We start from the raw sequence: 20,321 nt of genomic DNA, 5'->3' as shown, positions 1-20,321 counted from the left end.
CGTTCACCGTGGTTCCGCCTTCGCCGCCCGCCCGGGTCCGGCGCCGTTTCCCGAGGGCCACTCCGCCATGCGGGATCGGTCGTGGCCCTCCCCCGGGACGTCGTGGCCGTCCGGGTGGTCGGCAGTCGGGACAACCGGCACGTACGGCCTGCTGCGCCGTCCTCGCTCGCCGCTGAGCACCGCTCCCAGGACCGTGACGCCGACCGACCGGAGGCGCTGAACGGACTGCACGAGGTCCGGCGCCCTGGTGGCCTTGGCTTCGGCCACCAGGATCACGTCCCCCACGGCGCGGGCCACTACCGTCGCATCGCTCCGGGTCAGCACGGCAGGCGCGACGAAGACCACGGCCTCGGCCCGTCCCATGAGCCGTCTGCACAGTTCGGCGACCTGGGCCTGCCGCAGGGGTGCGACGCCGGACCCTGGTTCCGCGCCGCTTCCGGCGAGGACCTGGAGGGGCATGTCGTCACGCCATGCCCGAAGCGCCCCGTCGAGGGATGCCCTGCCGCGCAGCACGTCCTCCAGCCCCCACGGCGACGACACGCCGACGAGGTCGGCCAGTCCTCCCCGGGAACGCCGGGTGTCGACCACGATCGTCCGTGTACCGCTCTCGGCCAGCGCGATCGCCAGACCGGCCGCGACGGCGGTCGCCTCGTCCTCGCGGGCGGACGAGGTCACCACGTAAGCCCGGGGCCCGGGAACGCGGCCGGCGACCTCGATCGTCAGGGCCAGCCACCGGTAGGCCTGGGCCCGCGCGGCCGGCCCGGGCAGTCCGTCCACGAACTCCTTGTCCCGCTTCCGCCCGCCCCGGGGCAGAACACCGAGGACGTCGACATGCTCGGTCTTCTCCAGATCCTGGACGTCCCGGATCCGCAGGTCCGTGACCTCGCGGGCGACCGCCCAGACGAGTCCGAGGAACAGCCCTCCGACGAGTCCGAGGACGATGTCGAAGCTCTTGTGCGGAGACACCGGGCCGTCGAGGAGCTGCACGGGATCCAGGGTCCTGACATTGATCACGGGCGCCTGCCCGTCACCCGCCTGCCCGGCGTTCTCGGCGGACGTGACGATCCTCGAGAAGGCCGGTCCCAGACCTTCCGCGATCTTCTTCGCCTGCCGGGCCGAACCGTCCTCCACCGTGACGTCGATGACCGCCGTGTCGGTCGGATTGCTCGCGGTGACATGGCTTTTCATGTGCTCGACCGAGTAGTTCAGCCCCAGTTGATCGGTGAGCTGTCTGAGCACGGACTGACCGGTGAGCAGCGTCGTATAGGACTTGGCGCGCTGCTGGGCCAGCAGTGCGCCCTGGTACGCCTGGCTCGAGTCCTCCCCCTGGGCGGAGACCGTCACCAGCATCTGGACCTTGGCCGCGTAGACCGGCGGCTGCGACTGGGCAACCGCCGCGCCGACGGCCGCGCCCATCAGCGTGAGCACGAGGATCGCCACCCAGTGGAAGTGGAGCAGGCGCCGATAGGCTTTCAGGTCCATTTCGAGTCCCTCGGCAGTTGGGGGTCACCGCTGAGGAGGCGTTCCAGCGGACGCAGGGTCTCGTCCCAGCTCAGGCGGCGGGCCTGGGCGTACGCCTCGTCGCTGACCGACCGCCAGCGGCGCTCGTCGCTCATGTCCTCGACGACGGAGCGGAACGTCTCCTCGGTGTAGGCCACCGAGCCGCGCAGCAGGTCCAGGTGGCGGCGCCAGGAGGGGACGAGCACGGGCAGCCCGTACGACAGGTAGTGGACGTGTTTGGAGGAGAAGCCGTCCCGGCGCAGCTGATCATCGCTGCAGGTGACCAGCCCCAGCTGGTAGTTCCGCAACACGTCGAGCGAGGGCGCGTAGCCGAGGTAGTTGAGTCCGAGGCCGGCGTCCGGTGGGGGGCCGCCGAACACGTCGATGTGGGGACACAGCGTGGACAGGCGTGACAGAAGTGCCGGGTTGTTGAAGCCGGCGGTCACATTGCCCAGGTAGACGATGCGCGGCGGAGCGGCGAACTCCGCCCGCCGGGGTGAGGGGACGCAGCCGAAATTGAGTGACATCAGATTGCGGCCGCTGATCCTGTAGTGCTCGACGGCGTAGCGCGCGTACGAGTCCCAGTGGAGGGCCAGGTGGTCGACGCCCTCGAAGATCGACGTTTCCAGCCCGCGCAGCTTCCGGTGCTGTCGTGGGGTCACCCTGCCGTCGAAGTACACCTCGTCCGCCCACGGGGCGGGAGCGTCGTACAGCGTGCGGGCCGAGCGGGCATCGGCCAGCACACCGGCGTCGTAGATGGTCTCGCAGATCACCAGGTCGAAGTCGTCGAGGGGCAGTGACCGCTTGAGGATGGCCCGCCGCAGCCGGTGGTCGGCCAGGAGCAGGTAGTAGGACAGGTGACTTCGTCCGAATCGCCACCGCCGGGTCAGCGCGGCCGACGTCGCTTCGGTCGCGTAGAGGGCGACCTTGCGGGGGCTCGGCGCCGGGAGCCTGCCCGCGAGCCGTCCCGGGGGGCGACTCGACCGGCTCAGGTGATAGGTGTCGACAAGGCGCACATCGTGCCCCCGTTGCCGCAGGAAGCGCTGGATCTCGACGGGCTTCACGCCGTTGGCGTAGGCGTCGAGCTGGCAGATGACGAGGACGCGCTTCGTTGCTGTCGCCCTCGTGGGCATGCTGGTCAACGGACTACCTCCTCGCCGTGGTGGGTTCCGCTCCCGGGGGGTGACCGGCTTCGACGGCACGGGCCTGTGCGCGCAGCGCGGGCCGGTCGAGGATCAGCGCGTACTGACCGCGGATCATGTCCGACCGGATGATCGGTGCGGTGGCGAAGCGGGTGTTCTCGGAGCTCAGATGACGCAGCCCGAAGGCGAGGGAGCGCAGGTCCCCGTTGGACATCCGGTCGTCGACGCTCACCGCGCCCGTGATGGCGTCGAGCATGCGGTCGGTGCCGAGCGGGTCGGTGATGCCGACGCTGTTGCCGATCCGGCCGACCAGGCTCCGCAGGAACTGCTGCTGGCGTTCGATGCGGTCGAGTTCGCCGCCGGGCAGGCCGTGTCGCTGGCGGACGTACGCCAGGGCCTGCTCGCCGTTCAGGACGTGCGTGCCGGCGGTGAAGTGGCGGTCCTGCTCCGGGTCGTAGGTGTCGTGGGCGATGGTCACGGGGACACCGCCGACGGCGTCGGTGAGGGAGCGGAAGCCGTGCCAGTCGATGACGCCGAAGTGGTCGACGCGGATGCCGGTGAGCTGCTCCACGGTCCGGATGAGCAGGGGCGGTCCGCCCCAGGAGAAGGCCGCGTTGATCTTCGCCGAGCCGTGGCCGGGGATCGCGACCCAGCTGTCCCTGGGCAGGGACAGGGTGGAGGCGCTGCGTTCGTCGCCGCTGAGGTGCACCAGCATGAGCGTGTCGCTGCGCTGTGCGCCGTACTTCCACAGCCGGGCGGTGGCGTCGCTGCCGGTGGTCGGGCGCTCGGAGCGGCTGTCGACACCGACGAGCAGGAAGGTCGTACCGCCGTCGTGTCCCGGGGACTCGGGCGGGCGGGGGCCCTTGGGGAAGGCGTCGGGGATGCGGGCGACCTGGTCGCCGTAGTGGTCGGTGGCCCACCAGACGCCGCCGGCGCCGAGGCCGAGCAGCGCGAGGACGGCGGCGAGGGCGAGGACCAGGACGCGGCGCAGCAGGCGGCGGGGGCGCCGCACGCGTTGTCTCGGTTCCCAGCCCGGCCAGGGCCCACGCGCGGACATCAGAAGTCGTCCGGATACGGATCGGCCAGCCCGGCCTGCGGCGTGGGCATCGGCTCGGGGGCCGGGAAGCCGGGGAGGAGTTCGGTCAGGACGCGGCGCAGCTCGTCGGTGTCATTGGCGTCAGCGGCGGCGTACAGCTCGGGCAGGAGCCGCGAGAGCTCGGCGGAGGTGTCGTCCGGGGAGGTGGCGGCGAGGATTCCCGGGTGGTCGGTGCGGGCGTGCTTCTCGCGTGTCGAGAACAGCGTCTCGTTGAGTTTCTCGCCGGGGCGCAGACCGGTGTAGCGGATGTCCACGTCGGGGACGTGCAGGGAGCTGGCGTAGCCGCGGACCAGGTCCACGATGCGCACGGGGCCGTTCATGTCCAGCACGAACACCTCGTCGCCGTGGGCCATGCGGGCCGCTTCCAGGACCAGGCCGACGGCCTCCTCGACGGTCATGAAGAAGCGGGTCGCGTCGGGGTGGGTGACGGTCACCGGGGAGCCGGCGCCCAGTTGCTGTGCCACGACCGACAGCAGGGAGCCACGGCTGCCCAGCACGTTGCCGAAGCGCACGGCGGCGAACACCGTCCCGGGTGGGGCGTCCCGCTGGGCGCGGTGCACGATCAGTTCGGCCAGGCGTTTCGTGGCGCCCAGGACCGACACCGGGTCGGCCGCCTTGTCCGTGGAGATCAGCACGAACCGCGTGGTGCCGGCCGCGGCGGCGGCCCGGACCAGGTTCTCGGTGCCGCGCACGTTGGTCTTCACGCCTTCGCAGGGGTGCAGTTCGAGCAGCGGCAGGTGCTTGTGCGCGGCCGCGTGGAAGACCACCTCGGGGCGCAGCTGGCGGAAGACCTGGTCGATGCGGGGCTGGTCGCGGATGTCCGAGATCACGATGTCGTCGGAGCGCAGGGCGTCGCCGTGGAGCTCCAGTGCGAGCCGGTGCAGGTTCGACTCGTCGTGGTCGAGGAGGAAGAGGCGGCTCGGGCCGAAGGCGCGGACCTGGTGGCACAGTTCGCTGCCGATCGAGCCGCCGGCTCCGGTGACCAGCACGCGTCGTCCGGCGATCGTGGCGCCCGCCTCACGGCTGACCACATGCATCTCGGCGCGGCCGATCAGTGCGCGCACGTCCAGTTCCCGCATGTCGTTGCCCACCACGTCGCGGCGGAGCGCGGCGATGAACGACGGCAGGTACCGCACGCTGGCCCCCGCGGCCTCGGCAGCCCGTGCCACTCGGCGGAACCTGGTGGGCGTCAGGCCCGGAATGGCCACGATCACCGCTTCCGCCCGGTGCAGCGGTACCGCGGTGCCGGTGTCCTCCAGCGTGCCCAGGACCGGCAGTCCTCCGACGAAGCCCGCCCGGCGCTTGGCCGGATCGTCGTCCAGGAATCCGACGGGTTCGAGTCCGTACTGCGGGGTGCGGGCCAGGTCCCGTGCGAGTGCCCGCCCTGCCTCCCCGGCGCCGATGACCAGGGTGCGCAGGCCGCTGGTGTGGCGGGTTCCGGCCGCCGCATGCCGTGCGAGGTGGACGCAGACCCGGTCGACCGAGCGCTCGGTGAGCTGGGGGTACAGGGGCAGGGACAGCAGTTGCGGAAAGAGCGCGTCGGCGCCGGGCAGACCGCCGGCCGGGATGATCGCGGCCCGTCGGAAGTACGGCATGTGATGCAGCGGGATGAAGTGGACCGACGTGCCGATACCGTGCTCGGCCAGCCGCTCGACGAGTTCGTCGCGGCTCGTCCCGTACGACTCCAGCACGCGCACGACCTGCAGGTGGCGGGCATGCCGGCCCGGTGCCGTGGTGTGCAGCGGTTCGAGTCCCGGTACGGCCGCCAGCGCCGCCGTGTAGCGCTCGGCCAGGGCGTGCCGTCGTTGCTGCCAGAGGTTCAGGTGGTGGAGCTGGGCCCGTCCGATGGCGGCCTGGACGTCCGTCATGTTGGCCTTGAGGCCGGCCTCGTCGACGGTGTAGCGCCAGGTGCCGCCGGGCAGTCCGCGCCGCCAGGCGTCGGCGGACATGCCGTGCAGCCTCGCGCGGCGAATCCGTTCGGCGAGCTGTGGATCGTCGGTGGTGACCATGCCGCCCTCGCCGATCGGCAGGTTCTTGGTGGCGTAGAAGCTGAAGCAGGTCGCCCGCGACACGCTGCCCACGGGCCGGTCGTCCACGGTGGCGCCCAGGGCGTGCGCGGCGTCCTCGATCACTCGCGCGAGGGGCAGTCCGGCGGCCTCGGCGAGTTCGGCGACGGGTGCCGGGGCCCCGGTGTAGTGCAGGACCATCATCGCGCCGGGCCTGCCGCAGGCGGCGGCCGCGGCGGCGACGGTGGCGGACGTCGGCATGCCGGTGGCCGGATCGACGTCGACCAGGACGGGGCGCAGTCCGGCGTGCAGGATCGCCTGGGCCGCTCCGCAGAACGTCAGCGCCGGAACCAGCACGGGTGTGCCGGCCGGAAGCCCGAGGGCGCGCAGCGCCAGTTCGAGCGCGGCGGTGCAGGAACTCACCGCGATGGCGTGCGCGGCCGAGACGTACTGCGCGAAGTCGTTCTCGAACCGTTCGGTCTCGTGTCCGGTGGTGACCCAGCCGGAGGAGAGCACCCGCTGGGCGGCGCGCCGGGCCTCCGGACTGATCCAGGCCGTGGCGAAGGGCACGTCCTCCTCCCCCGGCGCGTCCGCGCCGGGTGCGGTGGGGGGCAGGCGGTCCTGAGGAGGCCAGGCGTGGTCCACCGGCCCCTGCCGGATCCGCAGCCGATGGACGGTCATCTCGTGCTCCCCATTTCGGCTCTCCCGGGGGACGGTGCTCCGCGAGGGCAGACACCCTCATACGGCCATTTGCGTATATTTACGCTGTATACGTACACCCTGCCCCCGGTCATGCGTAGAGTCAACACAGGCGAATTCAGGGCATGTGATGAGCGACTGGAGGCGAGGCATGGCCGGTGAGAGGGGCGAGGCCCGGAGCGGGGACGTCCGGGCGGCGACCGGCCCGACCCGCCGCGCGAGCGACCGCGGCCGCTACGGCCGGCTCAGCAGGGAGCGGGTGCTGGCCAGCGCGCTGGAGCTCGTGGACCGGGAGGGACTGTCGGCGTTGAGCATGCGGCGCCTGGGGGCCGAGCTCGGCGTGGAGGCGATGGCCCTCTACCGGTACGCGGCAGGCAAGGACGAGCTGCTGGACGGCCTCGTCGAGGCGCTCTACCTCCAGCTGGAGGAACGTCTGGAGGCGGAGTCCGGCGACGCCGACTGGCGCACCGGACTCCATCGCGTGGCGCGGGCGACGTACGAGGTCTGCCTCGCCCACCCCGAGGCCGTCCCGCTGCTCGCCACCCGCATGCTCGCGGTACCGCTGGCCCGTCGGCCGCTCGCGGTGCTCAGGGACCACGAGCGGGTGCTCGGACTGCTCCGGGAGGGCGGGCTCGACGACGAGCGTGCCGCCGCCGTGTTCCGGGCCTTCACGGCCTGGATCCTCGGTTATGTGATCGTCGAACTGCGGCCCATGGTCGACAACCCCGACGAGTCGGACCCGGCGTTCCGCCTCGGCCTGCACCGCATGCCGCCCCAGGAACTGCCGGTGCTCCGTGAGTTCGCCCCCGCCCTCGCCGAGCGGGGCGGACCGGAGGGGCTCGCGGCCGGGCTGGACGCGCTGCTCGCTCGGTTCGGTGAGGGCGGGGGCGGTGAGGCTCGGCGGTGAGGGTGGGCGCGGGACAGGGGGCGGCTCAGTGCGCCCCGTCCAGCCGCTCCCGCTGCTCCCCCGTGAGCTCCAGGTCCACCGCCGCCAGGTTCTCCTCCAGCTGGGCCACGGAGGACACCCCGGCGAGCGGGACGATGGGCAGGTCGCTGCCGATCTGCCAGGCCAGGACCACCTGGTTGACGGTGGCGCCGGTTTCCTTCGCGACCTCGGTCAGGGCCCGCAGGCGGGGCGGGGTGCCCGGGTGGTCGAAGTCCGCCGGGAGGCGGTCCGGGTGGGTGTAGGCGCCCTTCAGGAGCGGTGAGTAGGCGACCAGGGTGAGGGCGGGCTCAGCGCGCAGGTAGCTCAGCAGGTCCGCGCCCGCGTGGCCGAGGCTGCCGTCGGGGAAGAAGGGCTCGGGGACGTCGGTGCGGGGGCGCAGGTGGCTGTGGGCGTACTGGAGGACCTCGTAGGCGGGCAGACCGGCCGCCGCCGCAAGGGCACGGGCCCGTTCCACCCGCCAGACCGCGTGGTTGCTCACGCCGAGCAGACCCACCGTGCCCTCGGCGACCAGTTCGGCGAATCCCTCCACCGTTTCCTGGAGCGGGACCCGGTGATCCTCTATGTGCGCGTAGAGAAGATCCAGCTTTGCCACGCCCAGGCGTTCCCGGCTGCGTTCCGCGGACTCGCGGATCACCTTCGCCGACAGGCCCTCCGCGTTGTCGACGTAGCTGGTGCCGGGGGCCAGGGGGCGCGCGCCGAGCTTCGTGGCGATGACGATCTCCTCGCCGATGCCGCGGCTGCGGCGCCACCGGCCGAGCAGTTCCTCGCTCTGTCCGCCCTGACCGCCGTCCTCCCAGAAGGCGTAGTTGTCGGACGTGTCGATGAAGTTGCCACCGGCCTCGACATAGCGGTCGAGGACGGCGAAGGAGGTCTCCTCGTCGGTGCGTGAGCCGAAGAGCATCGCGCCGATCGCGAGGACACTGACCTCGCGGCGGGTCGCCGGGTCGGTGCCGATGGTGCGGTACTTCATGATGATGTCCTCCCGTGTGTACCCGTCTTCGGGGCACACACGGGAGTCTTCATCTTGAAGCGCACTTCAAGTCAAGGGCCGGCGCGCTCACTTGGCGAACGGGCCCTCCAGCGCCGCCCATTGGAGCAGCATGATGGTCTTGGCGTCGGCGATCTCCCCGGTACGGATCATCTCCAGGGCCCTGCGGAAGGGCAGTTCGAGGATCTCGATGTCCTCGCCCTCCTCGTCGAGGCCGCCGCCCTCGTGGGTGCGGGTGGACGGGGCGTACTCGGCGGCGTAGAAACTGACGCGCTCGGTGACCGAACCGGGGCTCATGTAGACGTCGAAGACATGCCGGACCTCGCCGATGGTGTGCCCGGTCTCCTCGACGACCTCGCGCCGGACGGCGATCTCGGGGTGCTCGTCATCGTCGTCGAGCAGACCGCCCGGGGTCTCGATGAGCAGTCCGTCGGGGTGCCCGTTGACGTACACCGGGAAGCGGAACTGGCGGGTGAGCAGGACGGTTTCGCGTTCCGTGTCGTACAGCAGCATGGTGGCGCCGTTGCCGCGGTCGTGCGTCTCGCGCTGCTGGGTGCTCCAGGTGCCGTCGGCGCGCTGGAGGTCGAAGGTCGTCGCCCGCTCGACGTACCAGTGGCTGGACAGGAGTTTCACGTCCCGGACCTTGACGCGCGGGTTGCCGGTCAGGTCCAGGCCGGTGCGGTCGAGCCCGGTGCGGCCGCGGCGGTCGGGGGTGTCGATGCCCTCGGTCATCGGGCACCCGCCGGGTGGAGGGAGAAGCGGGGGAAGAGCGAGTTGGTCATGACCGCTTCTACCACTTCGGAACCGGCCGCGTCGCGTGCGGCGCCCCTTCCCCGGCGGGCCCCGCAGTGCCTAGCGTGCTCGTATGGATCATGCGCGGCAGCCGTCCGTACGGCACTTCGACCACTGCCCCTGGCTGTTCGCCGAGCAGGCGACCGAGGAACAGCGCATCGCCCAGCGGGAGGTGCAGCGGGCGCTCGGCGGCGACACGGGGATCGGTGAGCGCTGTTACGTCGCGGAGTCCGCGGCGGTGTTCCCGGACCGGCTTCGGCTCGGCGCCGACTCGTACATCGCCGCGCACGCCTACGTCACCGGCGAGCTGACCACCGGCTCGGACTGCACGCTCAACCCCTTCACCACCGTGCGCGGGAACGTCATGCTCGGCGACGGCGTCCGCATCGGTGCCCACACCTCGCTGCTCGGCTTCAACCACTCCATGGCCCTCGACCGCCCCGTCTTCCGGCAGCCGCTCACCAGCCGGGGCATCCGGGTCGGCGACGACGTCTGGATCGGCTCGCACGTGATCGTCGTGGACGGCGTGACCATCGGCGACCACTGTGTGATCGGGGCGGGCGCGGTCGTCACCCGAGACCTGCCGGCGTGGTCGGTGGCCGCGGGGAATCCGGCACGGGTGCTGCGGGACCGGCGGGAGGGGCGAGCGGCGGGGGAGGCGGTCACGACGGACACGGGGGCGTCGGGAGTGGCGGCTGCGGGGGCCGAGGCGCGGGCGTCGTTGGACGGACAGGCACAGTGGACGGCGAGGGCCACGGGCACGAGGGCAGCCGCTCCAGGGATACGACCGGACGGCGAGCGCACGCCCCCGCCCCACCCGGCGACCGCCTCCGACCGCGACTCGGCCCCGGCGGCCCCGGCTACGGGGACGTGCCCCGCGCGGGCGGAGGAAGCGGCTGGTCCGGCGTTGACACGGCCAGGAGGTGGCCGTATGCCTGCGAGTCGCGCCGGAGTCCGCGCGGGTGGCCTGGCCGCCTTCGCCGACGCCGCCAGGGCCCAGGCCGTCGAGCTTCTCGACCGTTGCTGGGACGGTGAGCGCTACGTCGATCGGCCTGGCGTCGCGCCCACCGTACGGGCGCACTGCGATGCCGTGGAGATCGCCGATCTGCTGCTCGGATCCGTACCGGAGCACTTGTCCGCGCAGGAGCACATCGAGCGCCTGAGCGGGCTCCAGGATCCGAAGAGCGGTCTCGTGCCGGAGTTCGGCGAACCGCTTCCGCCGGCGGAGGACGACGGGTTCATCGGGGAGGGGGCCGCGCTCTATCACGTGCTGTGCGTGGGATACGCCCTCGATCTGCTGGGGCCCGGCCTGCCCCATCCGGTGCGCGGCGTACGGAACATGACGGCGCGTCAACTCGTCGTACGACTGGAGTCCCTGCCGTGGCGTACGGCGGCGTGGGGCGCCGGTGCCTGGGTCGACTCCCTCGCCACGGCGGCCCATTGGAACCTCCGGCACGGCGACCGTGGTGACGACGCCGGCGGTACCCCTGAGTCGCTCTTCGGCTGGCTGCTGACCCGGGTCGATCCCTGGACCGGGACGTGGGGCAGCCCCTCTGCCGAGGAGGGCCGTCTCCAGGTGGTCAACGGGTACTACCGTCTGACACGGGGCTCGTTCGCGCAGTTCGGGGTGCTGGTGCCGTACCCGGAACGGGTCGTGGACTCGGTCCTGGACCATGCGCGTGACGTCCGCCATTTCGGTCCCGGCCGGGAGAACGCCTGCAACGTGCTCGACGTCGTCCATCCTCTGTGGCTGTGCACCCGGCAGCTCGGCCGCGCCGCCGACGGCTACCGCCGCGACGAGATCCACGACTGGGCCGAGCGGCAGCTGGCCGGGGTCCTGCCGCGCTGGCAGGACGGCCGGGGTCTCGGCTTCGGCCCGGGAACCTCGGGCCCCGGCCCCGAGCCCGGCCTCCAGGGCACGGAGATGTGGCTGGCCATCACCTGGTACCTCGCCGACCTGCTGGGCCGCTCCGACGAACTCGTCTACCGCCCCCGCGGCATCCACCGCCCCGAGCCGGCCCGCCAGGGGATCGGGGGCCCGGGCTGATCGGTCCGCTCGGCGGGGACGTGACCGTCGCCGAGCTGCCGCCGGTGTCGCCGGTGCACGCGAAAGGGTCCCCGCAAGCTCTCGCCTGCGAAGACCCTTCGCACCGTCGGGACGACAGGATTTGAACCTGCGACCCCTTGACCCCCAGTCAAGTGCGCTACCAAGCTGCGCCACGTCCCGGTGCGCCGCCCGCGGTGACTCGCGGGAACGCGCGTACCGAACTTTACCTCACGTCGGAGGCCGGATCCGAGCGGGCACCGGGCGCGGGACAATCGACGTATGGCCACTACACCCTCAGGACGGCAGACGGAAGCGCGGGACCGGGACGACGAGGGTCGGGCGCGCAACGCCCGGCCGCGGGACGGGCTCGGGCGGCCCCTGCCGTACGGCGCGGAGGGCGTGGCCCGGCAGCCGGAGGGTGTGGTGCGCACCCCGGAGGAGACGGTGGCCGAGGCCCAGGAGCTGCTGGACGCGGGGCGTCCGTTCCATGCGCACGAGGTCTTCGAGGACGCCTGGAAGTCGGGTCCCGACGAGGAGCGCGCCCTGTGGCGGGGGCTGGCGCAGCTCGCCGTGGGGCTGACCCACGCGGCCCGGGGGAACGTCACGGGCGGGGCGAGGCTGCTGCGGCGCGGCGCCGGGGCCGTGGAGGAGTGGGCCGCGTCGGCTGCCGGGCGGGGGCGACCGTACGGAATGGACCTGACCGGACTCACCGCATGGGCGCGACAGCTGGCGCAGGACGTGGAGCAGGACGGCTCACCGGTGGACGCACGGACCCGCGGCCCCCGCCTGCGGGGGTGAGGACCGGCGGGCGAGCCTTTCCCTTGCGGCAGACGCGGATGTGTGACGCGTGTGCCCGCCCACCTCGGTGTTTGCGTGGCGACCAGCGCACGAACGAACCCTGGGCCGCGGCCACAGGCGGGATGCCCGAGCGTCCGAGTCGCGGAGCCACAAGCGACGGCCGAGGCTCTACCCGGCACCCCGGCACCCCGGCACCCGGCACCCGGACGCGGTGCGCTCGCTGTCAGTGGGGTGGGGCAGACTCGGGGGGTGCGAAAGATTCATGTCATCGGTATCGGCGCGGGCGACCCGGAGCAGCTGACGCTCCAGGCGGTCAGGGCGCTGCGGAGCACGGACGTGTTCTTCGTCCTGGACAAGGGCGAGGTGAAGAGTGACCTGACGCAGTTGCGCCGGGACATGCTGGACGCGCACGTACCGGAGGGGTCGTACCGGGTGGTGGAGGCCCGGGACCCGGAGCGGGACCGGACGGCTGGCGGCTCGGCCTACTCCCCCGCCGTCGGGGACTGGCGCAGTGCCCGCGCCGACATCTACGAGCGGCTGATCTCCGAGGAACTGGGCGAACAGGAGCGCGGGGCGTTCCTTGTGTGGGGCGATCCGGCGCTGTACGACAGCACGCTCGGCATCCTGGAGGAGATCCTGGAGCGGGGCTCGGTGCCCTTCGAGTACGACGTGGTGCCCGGCATCAGCAGTGTGTCGGCGCTGGTGGCCCGGCATCGCACCGGCCTGAACCGGGTCGCGCGGCCCGTCCAGATCACCACCGGGCGGCGCCTCGCCGAGGGGTTCCCGGAGGGCGTGGACGACGTGGTCGTGATGCTCGACGCCCACCAGTCCTTCCGCGCGTACGCCGACGAGGACATCGACATCTACTGGGGCGCCTACATAGGCACGCCCGACGAGATCCTCGCCTCCGGTCCGATCGCCGAGGCCGCGCCCCGGATCGAGCGGCTGCGGGCCGAGGCCCGGGAGCGCAAGGGCTGGATCATGGACACGTATCTGCTGCGCCGCCACCCGAAGGAGCGGTAGGCACCGGGGACGACAGGCACCCGGGGAGGAGGGCCGGCGGACGGACACCCGGGCGGACCGCCCGGCATGCACGGATGGCCCAGCGATGTGATCGTGCCCTTGTGACCGTCGCCGAGGAATCCGCGGAATCCGCGCCGCCCGCCCCCACCCCCGCTCCCGGCCAGCCCCCCGTGCTGGACACCCGCCGCCGCAACGTCGTCTTCGTGACGATCATGCTGGGGATGCTGCTCGCCGCCCTCGACCAGACCATCGTGGGCACCGCCCTGCCGACGATCGTGTCCGATCTCGGCGGCGCCGAGCACATGTCGTGGGTGGTGACGTCGTACCTCCTCGCGGAGACCGTCGCGACCGTGCTGGTCGGCAAGTTCGGCGACCTGTTCGGCCGCAAGGTGGTCTTCCAGGTCTCGGCGATCGTGTTCATCACGGGCTCGTTCCTGTGCGGTCTCGCCTCGAACATGTCGTTGCTGATCTCCTGGCGGGCGATGCAGGGCGTCGGTGCGGGCGGTCTGATGGTGACGGCGATGGCGTTGATCGCCGACGTCATCCCGCTGCGCGAGCGCGGCAAGTACCAGGGCGCCATCGGTGCCGTGTTCGGGGTGGCCACGGTCATCGGGCCGCTGCTCGGCGGGCTGTTCACCGACCATCTGACCTGGCGCTGGGCGTTCTACGTCAACGTCCCGATCGCGATCGTCGTGGTCCTCGCGGCCGCCCGCACCATTCCCGTGGTCAAGTCGGCGGCGCGGCCCGTGATCGACTACCTGGGCATCGCGTTCGTCGCGGTGGGCGCCAGTGCCCTGATCCTGGCGACGAGTTGGGGCGGCAACGAGTACGCCTGGGGCTCCGGCGTCATCATCGGCCTGTTCGTCGGCGGTGTGATCGCGCTCGGACTGTTCTGCTGGGTGGAGACCCGGGCGGCCGAACCGATGCTGCCGATGCGGCTGTTCGCCAACCCGGTGTTCACGGTCTGCTCGATCCTCAGCTTCATCGTGGGTTTCGCGATGCTGGGCGCGCTGACGTATCTGCCGACGTATCTCCAGTACGTCGACGGCGACTCCGCCACGGTCTCCGGAGTACGCACCCTGCCGATGGTGGTCGGCCTGCTGATCGCTTCGGTCGCCAGCGGCAATGTGGTGAGCAAGACCGGTCATTACCGGCTCTTCCCGATCGTCGGCTCGCTGGTGATGGGGCTCGGACTGTTCCTGATGTCCCTGATGGGGCCGTCCACCGGGGCCTGGCTGGAGTCCTTGTACATGTTCGTGCTCGGCACCGGCATCGGGCTGTGCATGCAGGTCCTGACGATCGCCGTGCAGAACACCGTCGAGTACGCCGACCTCGGCACCGCGACCTCGGGCGTCACCTTCTTCCGTACGCTCGGCAGTTCCTTCGGCACCGCGGTCTTCGGGACCATCTACACCAACACCCTGACCCCGAACCTCAAGGACGGCATCGCCTCCGCCGTTCAGGCGGGCGGCCGACTGGACCCGGCCGCCGTCACGAAGGCGGCGACCAGCCCGGAGGGCCTGCACCGGCTGCCGTCCGCCGTCGCCGCGCCGATCATCGACGCGTACGCCGACACGATCCAGACCGTCTTCCTGTGGACCGTGCCGGTCGCCGCGCTCGGCTTCGTCGTCGCCCTCTTCCTCAAGCAGGTCCGGTTGCGCGACAGCGCGCGGGCCGGTTCGACCGACATGGGCGAGGGGTTCGCCTCACCTTCCGGCGCCGACTCGCAGCGGGTGCTGGAGGCGTCGGTCGGGAAGATCATCGGCAGTACGGACCTGGACACCGCGCGCCGGATCATGGCGGACTCCGACACCCGGCTCGATGTGGCCGGGGCCTGGGCCGTGATGCAGGTGGAGCTGCACACGCGGATGGTCGGCCACGCCGGCCTCGGCATGATCGCCGCGCGGCGGCATCTGCCGCCCGAGGTGCTGCTGCCGGTCTTCGACCGGATGGTCGAGGAGGGCTATCTGACCCGGACCGGCCATCTCCTCTCCCACACCCGGGCGGGTGCCCGCGAGGCCCGCGTCATCAGCACGGCGTGGGGCAACTGGCTGGCGGACCGGGTGCAGCAGGACATCGGCCGCCCCTCGGGCACGGACCTGCGAGCAGCGGTGGACACGATCGCGAAGCGGCTCCTGGTCGAGGACCTGAGCAGCGGACTGCCGCAGCGGACGAGGGAGTTGGCGAACAGCACCGCCGGCTGAACCCCGCGTGCGGTCAAGGGCGGTCGAGGTCCAGCCATCTCTCGACGCTCGCCACGTCCGGCACCGCCGTCACCCCGTCCGGCAGGGGCGGTCGGCGTACGACGACCACGGGCAGGGCCAGTTCGCGGGCGGCGGTGAGTTTCGCGGAGGTGGCCGCTCCCCCGCTGTCCTTGGTGACCAGGACGTCGATGCAGTGGTCGTAGAGGAGCGTCGACTCGTCGGCCGCGGTGAACGGGCCGCGGGCCAGGAGCACTTCGGTGTGCGGGGGCATGGGCGGCTCGGGCAGCTCCACCGACCGTACGACGAAGTGCAGTTCGGTGAGGTGGGCGAAGGCGGCGAGCTCCGTGCGGCCGGTGGTCAGGAACACCCGTCGGCCGAGGCTCGGCAGCAACCGCGCGGCCTCTTCGAGGGAGTCGACCTGATGCCAGCGGTCCCCCGGCCCGGGCCGCCAGCCCGGGCGGCGCAGCACCACGCAGCGCACACCGGTCGCCGCGGCCGCCCGGACCGCGTGGGCGGTGATCGCGCGGGCGAAGGGGTGCGTGGCGTCGACCAGCGCGTCGACCTGCTCCTCCCGGATCCAGTCGGCGAGCCCCGCCACCCCGCCGAACCCCCCGATCCGCACCTCCCCCGCGACCGCGCCCGGCCGGGTCACCCGTCCCGCGAGGGAGGTGGTGACCCGCACTCCCGGCCGCGACGCGAGCCCGGCGGCCAGTTCACGGGCCTCGGTGGTACCGCCGAGGATCAGGATGTGGGGGGACATGGCGGGTAGCGTACGAGGTCAGGGGCGCGGGGCGGGCCGGTGGGTGTGCGGTTCTGGCCGACGTCGGCCCCCTCCGACAGGCGTTCTGGCCCGTCCCAGGAGTCGGACCCACCGCTCAGTCAGCGCAGCAGCAGCTGGACGCCGCCCACGACCGTCGCCGCGATCACCAACTGCTCGAAGAGCCGCTGGTTGATCCGGTTCACCGCCCATTTGCCGAGCAACGCGCCGGGGACGACGAAGGCGACGAGGGCGAGGTCGAGCAGCAGCGAGTGGCCGTCGATGAGGCCGAGGCCGACGCTGAAGGGCACCTTGGAGACGTTGACGATCAGGAAGAAGAACGCCGAGGTGCCGAGGAAGCCGAGTTTGCGGAAACCCGCGGACAGCAGGTACATCGACATCACCGGGCCGCCGGCGTTGGCGACCATGGTGGTGAAGCCGCCGAGGACGCCGTAGGAACGGGCCTTGACGCGGCCGGTCCGGGTGGCGACCGAGTCGGGCTCCTCCTCCGCGTCGGCCGTGCGGCGCCGCCAGACCGTCACCGCGGCCATGAACAGCAGGATCGCGCCGATCGACGTACGGACGATCCCGTCGTCCGCCCACTGCAGGAACAGCGTGCCGGCCACCACGCCGACCGCGACCGCCGGGAACAGGCGCCAGAGGGTGGGCCAGTGGGCGTGTCGGCGATAGGTGAGCACCGCGAGCACGTCCCCGGCGATCAGGATCGGCAGCAGTGCGCCGGTGGAGGCGCGGGCGGGCAGCACCGCGGCGAAGATCGCGAGGCTGACCGTGTTGGCCCCGCTCACGGCCGTCTTGGAGAAGCCTACGAGCAGGGCCGCGGCGGCGAGCGCGGCGAACTCCCAGCCGGAAATGTGCCAGAGCGTCATCGTGTCCATGCGGAGACCGATGCTAAGTGCAGGTAACCGCTCTGGTAAGTGCCGTCTCGCCGAGTGGTCCTGTTGGCGCGCCCCCGAGCGGTCCCGTCGTAGCACCCATCGAATGGTCCTGTCGGCGCACCCACCGCGCAGTCCTGTCGGCGCACCCGCCGGGGTCCGCTAGTGCCGCTCCACCAGGACCGCGCTTCCCTGCCCCACTCCCACGCACATCGTCGCCAGTCCCCGCGCCGCGCCCGTCCGCCGCATCCGGTGCAGCAGCGTGGTGAGGATGCGGGCGCCGGAGCAGCCGAGGGGGTGGCCCAGCGCGATCGCGCCGCCGGTCGGGTTGACGCGGTCGGGGTCGATGCCGAGTTCGTCGACGCAGGCGAGGGCCTGGGCGGCGAAGGCCTCGTTGAACTCGGCCTCCTCGATGTCGCCGATGCCCCAACCCACGCGGGCGAGCGCCTTGCGGGTGGCGGGGACCGGGCCGATGCCCATCACGTCGGGGTGGACACCGGCCGAGGCACCGGCGGCGTACCGGCCGAGGGACTCAAGCCCGAGGTCGTTCAGGGCCTCCTCGCTGACCAGGAGGAGGCCTGCCGCGCCGTCGTTCATGGGGGAGGCGTTGCCCGCCGTGACGGTGCCGCCCGCCCGGAAGACGGGCTTGAGGCGGGCCAGTTTCTCGTAGGAGGTGTCCTCGCGGATGCACTCGTCGCTCTCGACGAGCACCCCGTCGGGGCGCTCCACCGGGAGGAGTTCGTCGTCGAAGCGGCCGTTCTTGCGGGCCTCCGCGGCGAGGCGGTGGCTGCGCAGGGCGAACTCGTCCTGGCGTTCGCGCGGGATGCCGTAGCGCTGCGCCACCTCCTCTGCGGTCTCGCCCATGGGCAGCAGGCCGTGGAGTTCCTTCATGGCCGGGTTGACCAGGCGCCAGCCGAGCCGCGTGTCGTGGGTCTCGATCCGGTGCGGGAGGGCCTCGTCGGGGCGGGGCAGCACGAAGGGGGCGCGGCTCATCGACTCGGAGCCGCCCGCGAGCACGATGTCGGCCTCGCCGGCGGCGATGGTGCGGGCCGCGCTCGTCACGGCCTCCAGGCCGGAGGCGCACAGCCGGTTGACCGTGGCGCCGGGCACGGTCTCGGGCAGTCCCGCGAGCAGCGCCGCCATGCGGGCCACGTTGCGGTTGTCCTCCCCTGCCTGGTTGGCGGCACCCCAGTAGACGTCGTCGATGCGGGCCGGGTCGAGCGCGGGCACATCGGCGACCAGCGCCCGGATCACGGCCGCCGCGAGGTCGTCGGGGCGTACGGCGGACAGGGCGCCGCGCAGCTTGCCGATGGGGGTGCGGCGGGCGGCCGCGAAGTGGACGGGGCGCACGGGAAGACTCCTGACCGTCGTCGTCGGGGTTCCGGACAGCTTTAATTAGCACCGCTAGTTTCGGACTATAGCGCAGTGGGAGCAGACATGACCGAGCACGTCCTCACCGGCATCCACGGCCCTCTCACCGTGCGGGAGTGGCCGCACGAACGCCCCAGGTACGTGGCCCTCGTGGTGCACGGGTACGGGGAGCACATCGGCCGGTACGAGGAACTCGCCGGGGTCCTCACGGCGCACGGCGCGGCCGTCCTCGGGCCCGATCACACCGGGCACGGGAAGTCCGCAGGGGAGCGGGTCCTGATCGAGGACTTCGAGGACGTGGTCACGGACGTGCACCTGGTGGCCGGCCTGGCCCGCGAGACCCACCCCGGCGTGCCTCTCGTCATGATCGGGCACTCCATGGGAGGTCTGATCGCCGCCCGCTTCGCACAGCGGTACGGCGCCGAACCGGCCGCACTCGTGCTGTCCGGCCCGGTGATCGGCGCCTGGGAGCTGCCGGGGACGCTGCTCGCGCTCGACGAGATCCCGGACACACCGATCAGCCCGGCCTCGCTCTCCCGCGACCCGGAGGTGGGCGCCGCCTACCTGGCCGATCCCCTCGTCTGGCACGGGCCGATGAAGCGGCCGACGGTCGAGGCGTTCGCCCGCACCCTGGAGACCGTGTCCCAGGGGGGTGACCTCGGCCCGCTCCCGTTGCTGTGGCTGCACGGAGACGACGACCGGCTGGTCCCGCTCGCCGGGAGCCGCGTCGGTGTCGAGGCGATCAGGGGCACGAAGTTCACCGAGCGGAACTACGCCGGCGCCCGGCACGAGGTGTTCAACGAGACGAACAGGGCGCAGGTCTTCGCAGACGTGACGGACTTCATCGAGGGTGTGCTCACAAGCTGAGACAACGCTGTTTGCACGAGTAGGCCCGGGGCACTCGCGCCCCCATGGAGTGGTTGCGTCGAGCGGCCTGTGTGGGAGAGGACCCCGAGCTGTTCTTCCCTGTGGGCACGCAAGGACCCGCGCTGCGGGAGATCGCGGCGGCGAAGCGCGTCTGCGCCCGCTGCCCGGTCGCCCCCGAGTGCCTCGACATGGCGCTCAGTAGTGGGCGGACCCAGGGCGTGTGGGGCGGAACCTGCGAGCAGGAACGCGACGAACTGCTCCGTACCGGCATTGACCATGCCAGAAGGAGGAGCACGGTATGACTGTGGTCAGGAGCACCCTGCCCGAATCGGCCCGCGAGACGGCCGGGGAGGCCCTGCAGAGCACCCTGGTGGATCTGATCGGCCTGTCGCTGATCGGAAAGCAGGCGCACTGGAACATCGTGGGCCCGCGTTTCCGGTCCATCCACCTGCAGTTGGACGAGGTGGTGTCGACGGCCCGCACGTTCTCCGACACGGTGGCGGAGCGCGCCGCGGCCCTGGGCGTGGCGCCCGACGGCCGTCCGGAGACGATCGCGGCCGCCTACACGCTGCCCGGCTCGAAGAGCGGCTGGATCCGCGACGACGAGGTCGTCCGCCTGATCGTCGAGACGCTGGAGGCGGCCATCGGGCGGCTGCGCGAGCGCATCGAGACCACCGAGAAGGCCGATCCGGTCACGCAGGACCTGCTGATCGGCATCACCGCGGAGCTGGAGAAGCAGCGCTGGATGTTCGAGGCCGAGAACTGGCCCCGGGGCTGACCGGCGCGAAGCACCCACGGAAAGGCGCATGCGATGATCGACGCCCTCGAACTCGACGCGCTGTGGGAGGACTTCCACCGCGCGGTGAACATGACCTCGCAGGAACTGGCCGCCTGGCTGCGGGTCAGCGACGCCGACGAGTCCTCGGAACCGCTGCCGGAGCACGCGGGTGAGCCGACCGGGCAGCATGTCCTCGCGATCCTCCAGAAGCGGCGCACGGACCTGACCGACGACGACATCGAAGTCATGTACGAGGTCGTGGACACCGTCACCGCGGAGGCCGACGTGGAGAAGGAGCCCGAGGCCGAGGAGACCCTCCGCCGGCACCGGCTGATGTCCGTCGGACACGACCCGCTCAGGCGGTGACCCGGGCCGTGCGCGTCGTACGGGAACTGCTCGGCGCGCACGGACGAA

18 protein-coding genes and 1 tRNA gene are annotated in these 20,321 nt (G+C 71.8%); 9 read left to right on the top strand and 10 right to left on the bottom strand.

Annotated features, from left to right (window positions below; all coding sequences use genetic code 11):
- Positions 1 to 3: 3 nt before the first annotated feature.
- From IOD14_RS15110 to IOD14_RS15095, 4 genes are read right to left on the bottom strand one after another with little or no spacing between them, the layout of a single operon-like run.
- Positions 4 to 1,482 carry a polysaccharide biosynthesis tyrosine autokinase gene (locus IOD14_RS15110; protein ID WP_212670478.1) on the bottom strand — a complete coding sequence of 493 codons (1,479 nt, stop codon included), beginning with the start codon at positions 1,480 to 1,482 and terminating at the stop codon, positions 4 to 6.
- A complete protein-coding gene (locus IOD14_RS15105) occupies positions 1,473 to 2,642 on the bottom strand; it encodes a hypothetical protein (protein WP_212670477.1) in 1,170 nt (389 codons plus the stop codon). The genes IOD14_RS15110 and IOD14_RS15105 overlap by 10 nt, the downstream gene beginning before the upstream one ends.
- 4 nt (positions 2,643 to 2,646) lie before the next feature.
- Positions 2,647 to 3,654, bottom strand: a complete 1,008-nt coding sequence (locus IOD14_RS15100; RefSeq protein WP_212670476.1) for an LCP family protein — start codon at positions 3,652 to 3,654, stop codon at positions 2,647 to 2,649.
- A 44-nt stretch (positions 3,655 to 3,698) separates the two neighbouring features.
- The gene (locus tag IOD14_RS15095; RefSeq protein ID WP_212670475.1) at positions 3,699 to 6,425 is read right to left on the bottom strand and encodes a DegT/DnrJ/EryC1/StrS family aminotransferase; all 2,727 of its coding nucleotides are present in this window, start codon (positions 6,423 to 6,425) and stop codon (positions 3,699 to 3,701) included.
- A 169-nt stretch (positions 6,426 to 6,594) separates the two neighbouring features.
- Between IOD14_RS15095 and IOD14_RS15090 the strand changes: the two genes are divergently transcribed.
- A complete protein-coding gene (locus tag IOD14_RS15090) occupies positions 6,595 to 7,350 on the top strand; it encodes a TetR/AcrR family transcriptional regulator (RefSeq protein WP_212670474.1) in 756 nt (251 codons plus the stop codon).
- 25 nt (positions 7,351 to 7,375) lie between these two features.
- On the opposite strand, the gene IOD14_RS15085 is transcribed toward IOD14_RS15090, so the two are convergent.
- Positions 7,376 to 8,359 (bottom strand): aldo/keto reductase, encoded by a 984-nt coding sequence (locus IOD14_RS15085; protein ID WP_212670473.1) that lies wholly within the window; start codon positions 8,357 to 8,359, stop codon positions 7,376 to 7,378.
- A gap of 87 nt (positions 8,360 to 8,446) precedes the next feature.
- Complete coding sequence (locus IOD14_RS15080) at positions 8,447 to 9,109, bottom strand: NUDIX domain-containing protein (protein WP_212670472.1); 663 nt, start codon at positions 9,107 to 9,109, stop codon at positions 8,447 to 8,449.
- A gap of 133 nt (positions 9,110 to 9,242) precedes the next feature.
- Here IOD14_RS15080 and IOD14_RS15075 point away from each other — a divergent pair, with 133 nt between their 5' ends.
- Positions 9,243 to 11,216: an acyltransferase gene (locus tag IOD14_RS15075; RefSeq protein ID WP_212670471.1), complete on the top strand. Its 1,974-nt coding sequence runs from the start codon at positions 9,243 to 9,245 to the stop codon at positions 11,214 to 11,216.
- Between the two features lie 106 nt (positions 11,217 to 11,322).
- Here the strand turns inward: IOD14_RS15075 and IOD14_RS15070 are convergent.
- Positions 11,323 to 11,396: transfer RNA gene (locus tag IOD14_RS15070), tRNA-Pro, on the bottom strand.
- Positions 11,397 to 11,495: 99 nt separating this feature from the next.
- Here IOD14_RS15070 and IOD14_RS15065 point away from each other — a divergent pair.
- From IOD14_RS15065 to IOD14_RS15055, 3 genes are all read left to right on the top strand, one after another.
- Positions 11,496 to 12,014, top strand: a complete 519-nt coding sequence (locus tag IOD14_RS15065) for a DUF309 domain-containing protein (RefSeq protein ID WP_212670470.1) — start codon at positions 11,496 to 11,498, stop codon at positions 12,012 to 12,014.
- A gap of 249 nt (positions 12,015 to 12,263) precedes the next feature.
- Positions 12,264 to 13,037 (top strand): precorrin-6A synthase (deacetylating), encoded by a 774-nt coding sequence (gene cobF / locus IOD14_RS15060; RefSeq protein ID WP_123993951.1) that lies wholly within the window; start codon positions 12,264 to 12,266, stop codon positions 13,035 to 13,037.
- Between the two features lie 101 nt (positions 13,038 to 13,138).
- Complete coding sequence (locus IOD14_RS15055; protein WP_212670469.1) at positions 13,139 to 15,241, top strand: MDR family MFS transporter; 2,103 nt, start codon at positions 13,139 to 13,141, stop codon at positions 15,239 to 15,241.
- A gap of 13 nt (positions 15,242 to 15,254) precedes the next feature.
- On the opposite strand, the gene IOD14_RS15050 is transcribed toward IOD14_RS15055, so the two are convergent.
- From IOD14_RS15050 to IOD14_RS15040, 3 genes are all read right to left on the bottom strand, one after another.
- Positions 15,255 to 16,001 (bottom strand): cobalt-precorrin-6A reductase, encoded by a 747-nt coding sequence (locus IOD14_RS15050; RefSeq protein ID WP_212670468.1) that lies wholly within the window; start codon positions 15,999 to 16,001, stop codon positions 15,255 to 15,257.
- A 119-nt stretch (positions 16,002 to 16,120) separates the two neighbouring features.
- Positions 16,121 to 16,894 carry a sulfite exporter TauE/SafE family protein gene (locus tag IOD14_RS15045; RefSeq protein WP_123993954.1) on the bottom strand — a complete coding sequence of 258 codons (774 nt, stop codon included), beginning with the start codon at positions 16,892 to 16,894 and terminating at the stop codon, positions 16,121 to 16,123.
- A 159-nt stretch (positions 16,895 to 17,053) separates the two neighbouring features.
- On the bottom strand, positions 17,054 to 18,241 hold the full coding sequence (locus tag IOD14_RS15040) for a thiolase family protein (RefSeq protein WP_123993955.1): 1,188 nt from the start codon (positions 18,239 to 18,241) through the stop codon (positions 17,054 to 17,056).
- 87 nt (positions 18,242 to 18,328) lie between these two features.
- On the opposite strand from IOD14_RS15040, the gene IOD14_RS15035 reads away from it, so the two are divergent.
- From IOD14_RS15035 to IOD14_RS15020, 4 genes are read left to right on the top strand one after another with little or no spacing between them, the layout of a single operon-like run.
- Entirely contained in the window at positions 18,329 to 19,129 is an 801-nt protein-coding gene (locus IOD14_RS15035) for an alpha/beta hydrolase (RefSeq protein ID WP_123993956.1), read from the top strand.
- Positions 19,130 to 19,173: 44 nt separating this feature from the next.
- Positions 19,174 to 19,431 carry a WhiB family transcriptional regulator gene (locus tag IOD14_RS15030; RefSeq protein ID WP_123993957.1) on the top strand — a complete coding sequence of 86 codons (258 nt, stop codon included), beginning with the start codon at positions 19,174 to 19,176 and terminating at the stop codon, positions 19,429 to 19,431.
- Positions 19,428 to 19,907: a DNA starvation/stationary phase protection protein gene (locus tag IOD14_RS15025; RefSeq protein ID WP_212670467.1), complete on the top strand. Its 480-nt coding sequence runs from the start codon at positions 19,428 to 19,430 to the stop codon at positions 19,905 to 19,907. The genes IOD14_RS15030 and IOD14_RS15025 overlap by 4 nt, the downstream gene beginning before the upstream one ends.
- A gap of 33 nt (positions 19,908 to 19,940) precedes the next feature.
- Complete coding sequence (locus IOD14_RS15020) at positions 19,941 to 20,273, top strand: DUF3140 domain-containing protein (RefSeq protein WP_212670466.1); 333 nt, start codon at positions 19,941 to 19,943, stop codon at positions 20,271 to 20,273.
- The last annotated feature ends 48 nt before the right edge of the window (positions 20,274 to 20,321 follow it).

This window comes from Streptomyces sp. A2-16 (assembly GCF_018128905.1).
Classification (GTDB): domain Bacteria; phylum Actinomycetota; class Actinomycetes; order Streptomycetales; family Streptomycetaceae; genus Streptomyces.
Note: the sequence above shows the minus strand (reverse complement) of the source record. Positions and strands in the feature narration are given on the sequence as shown.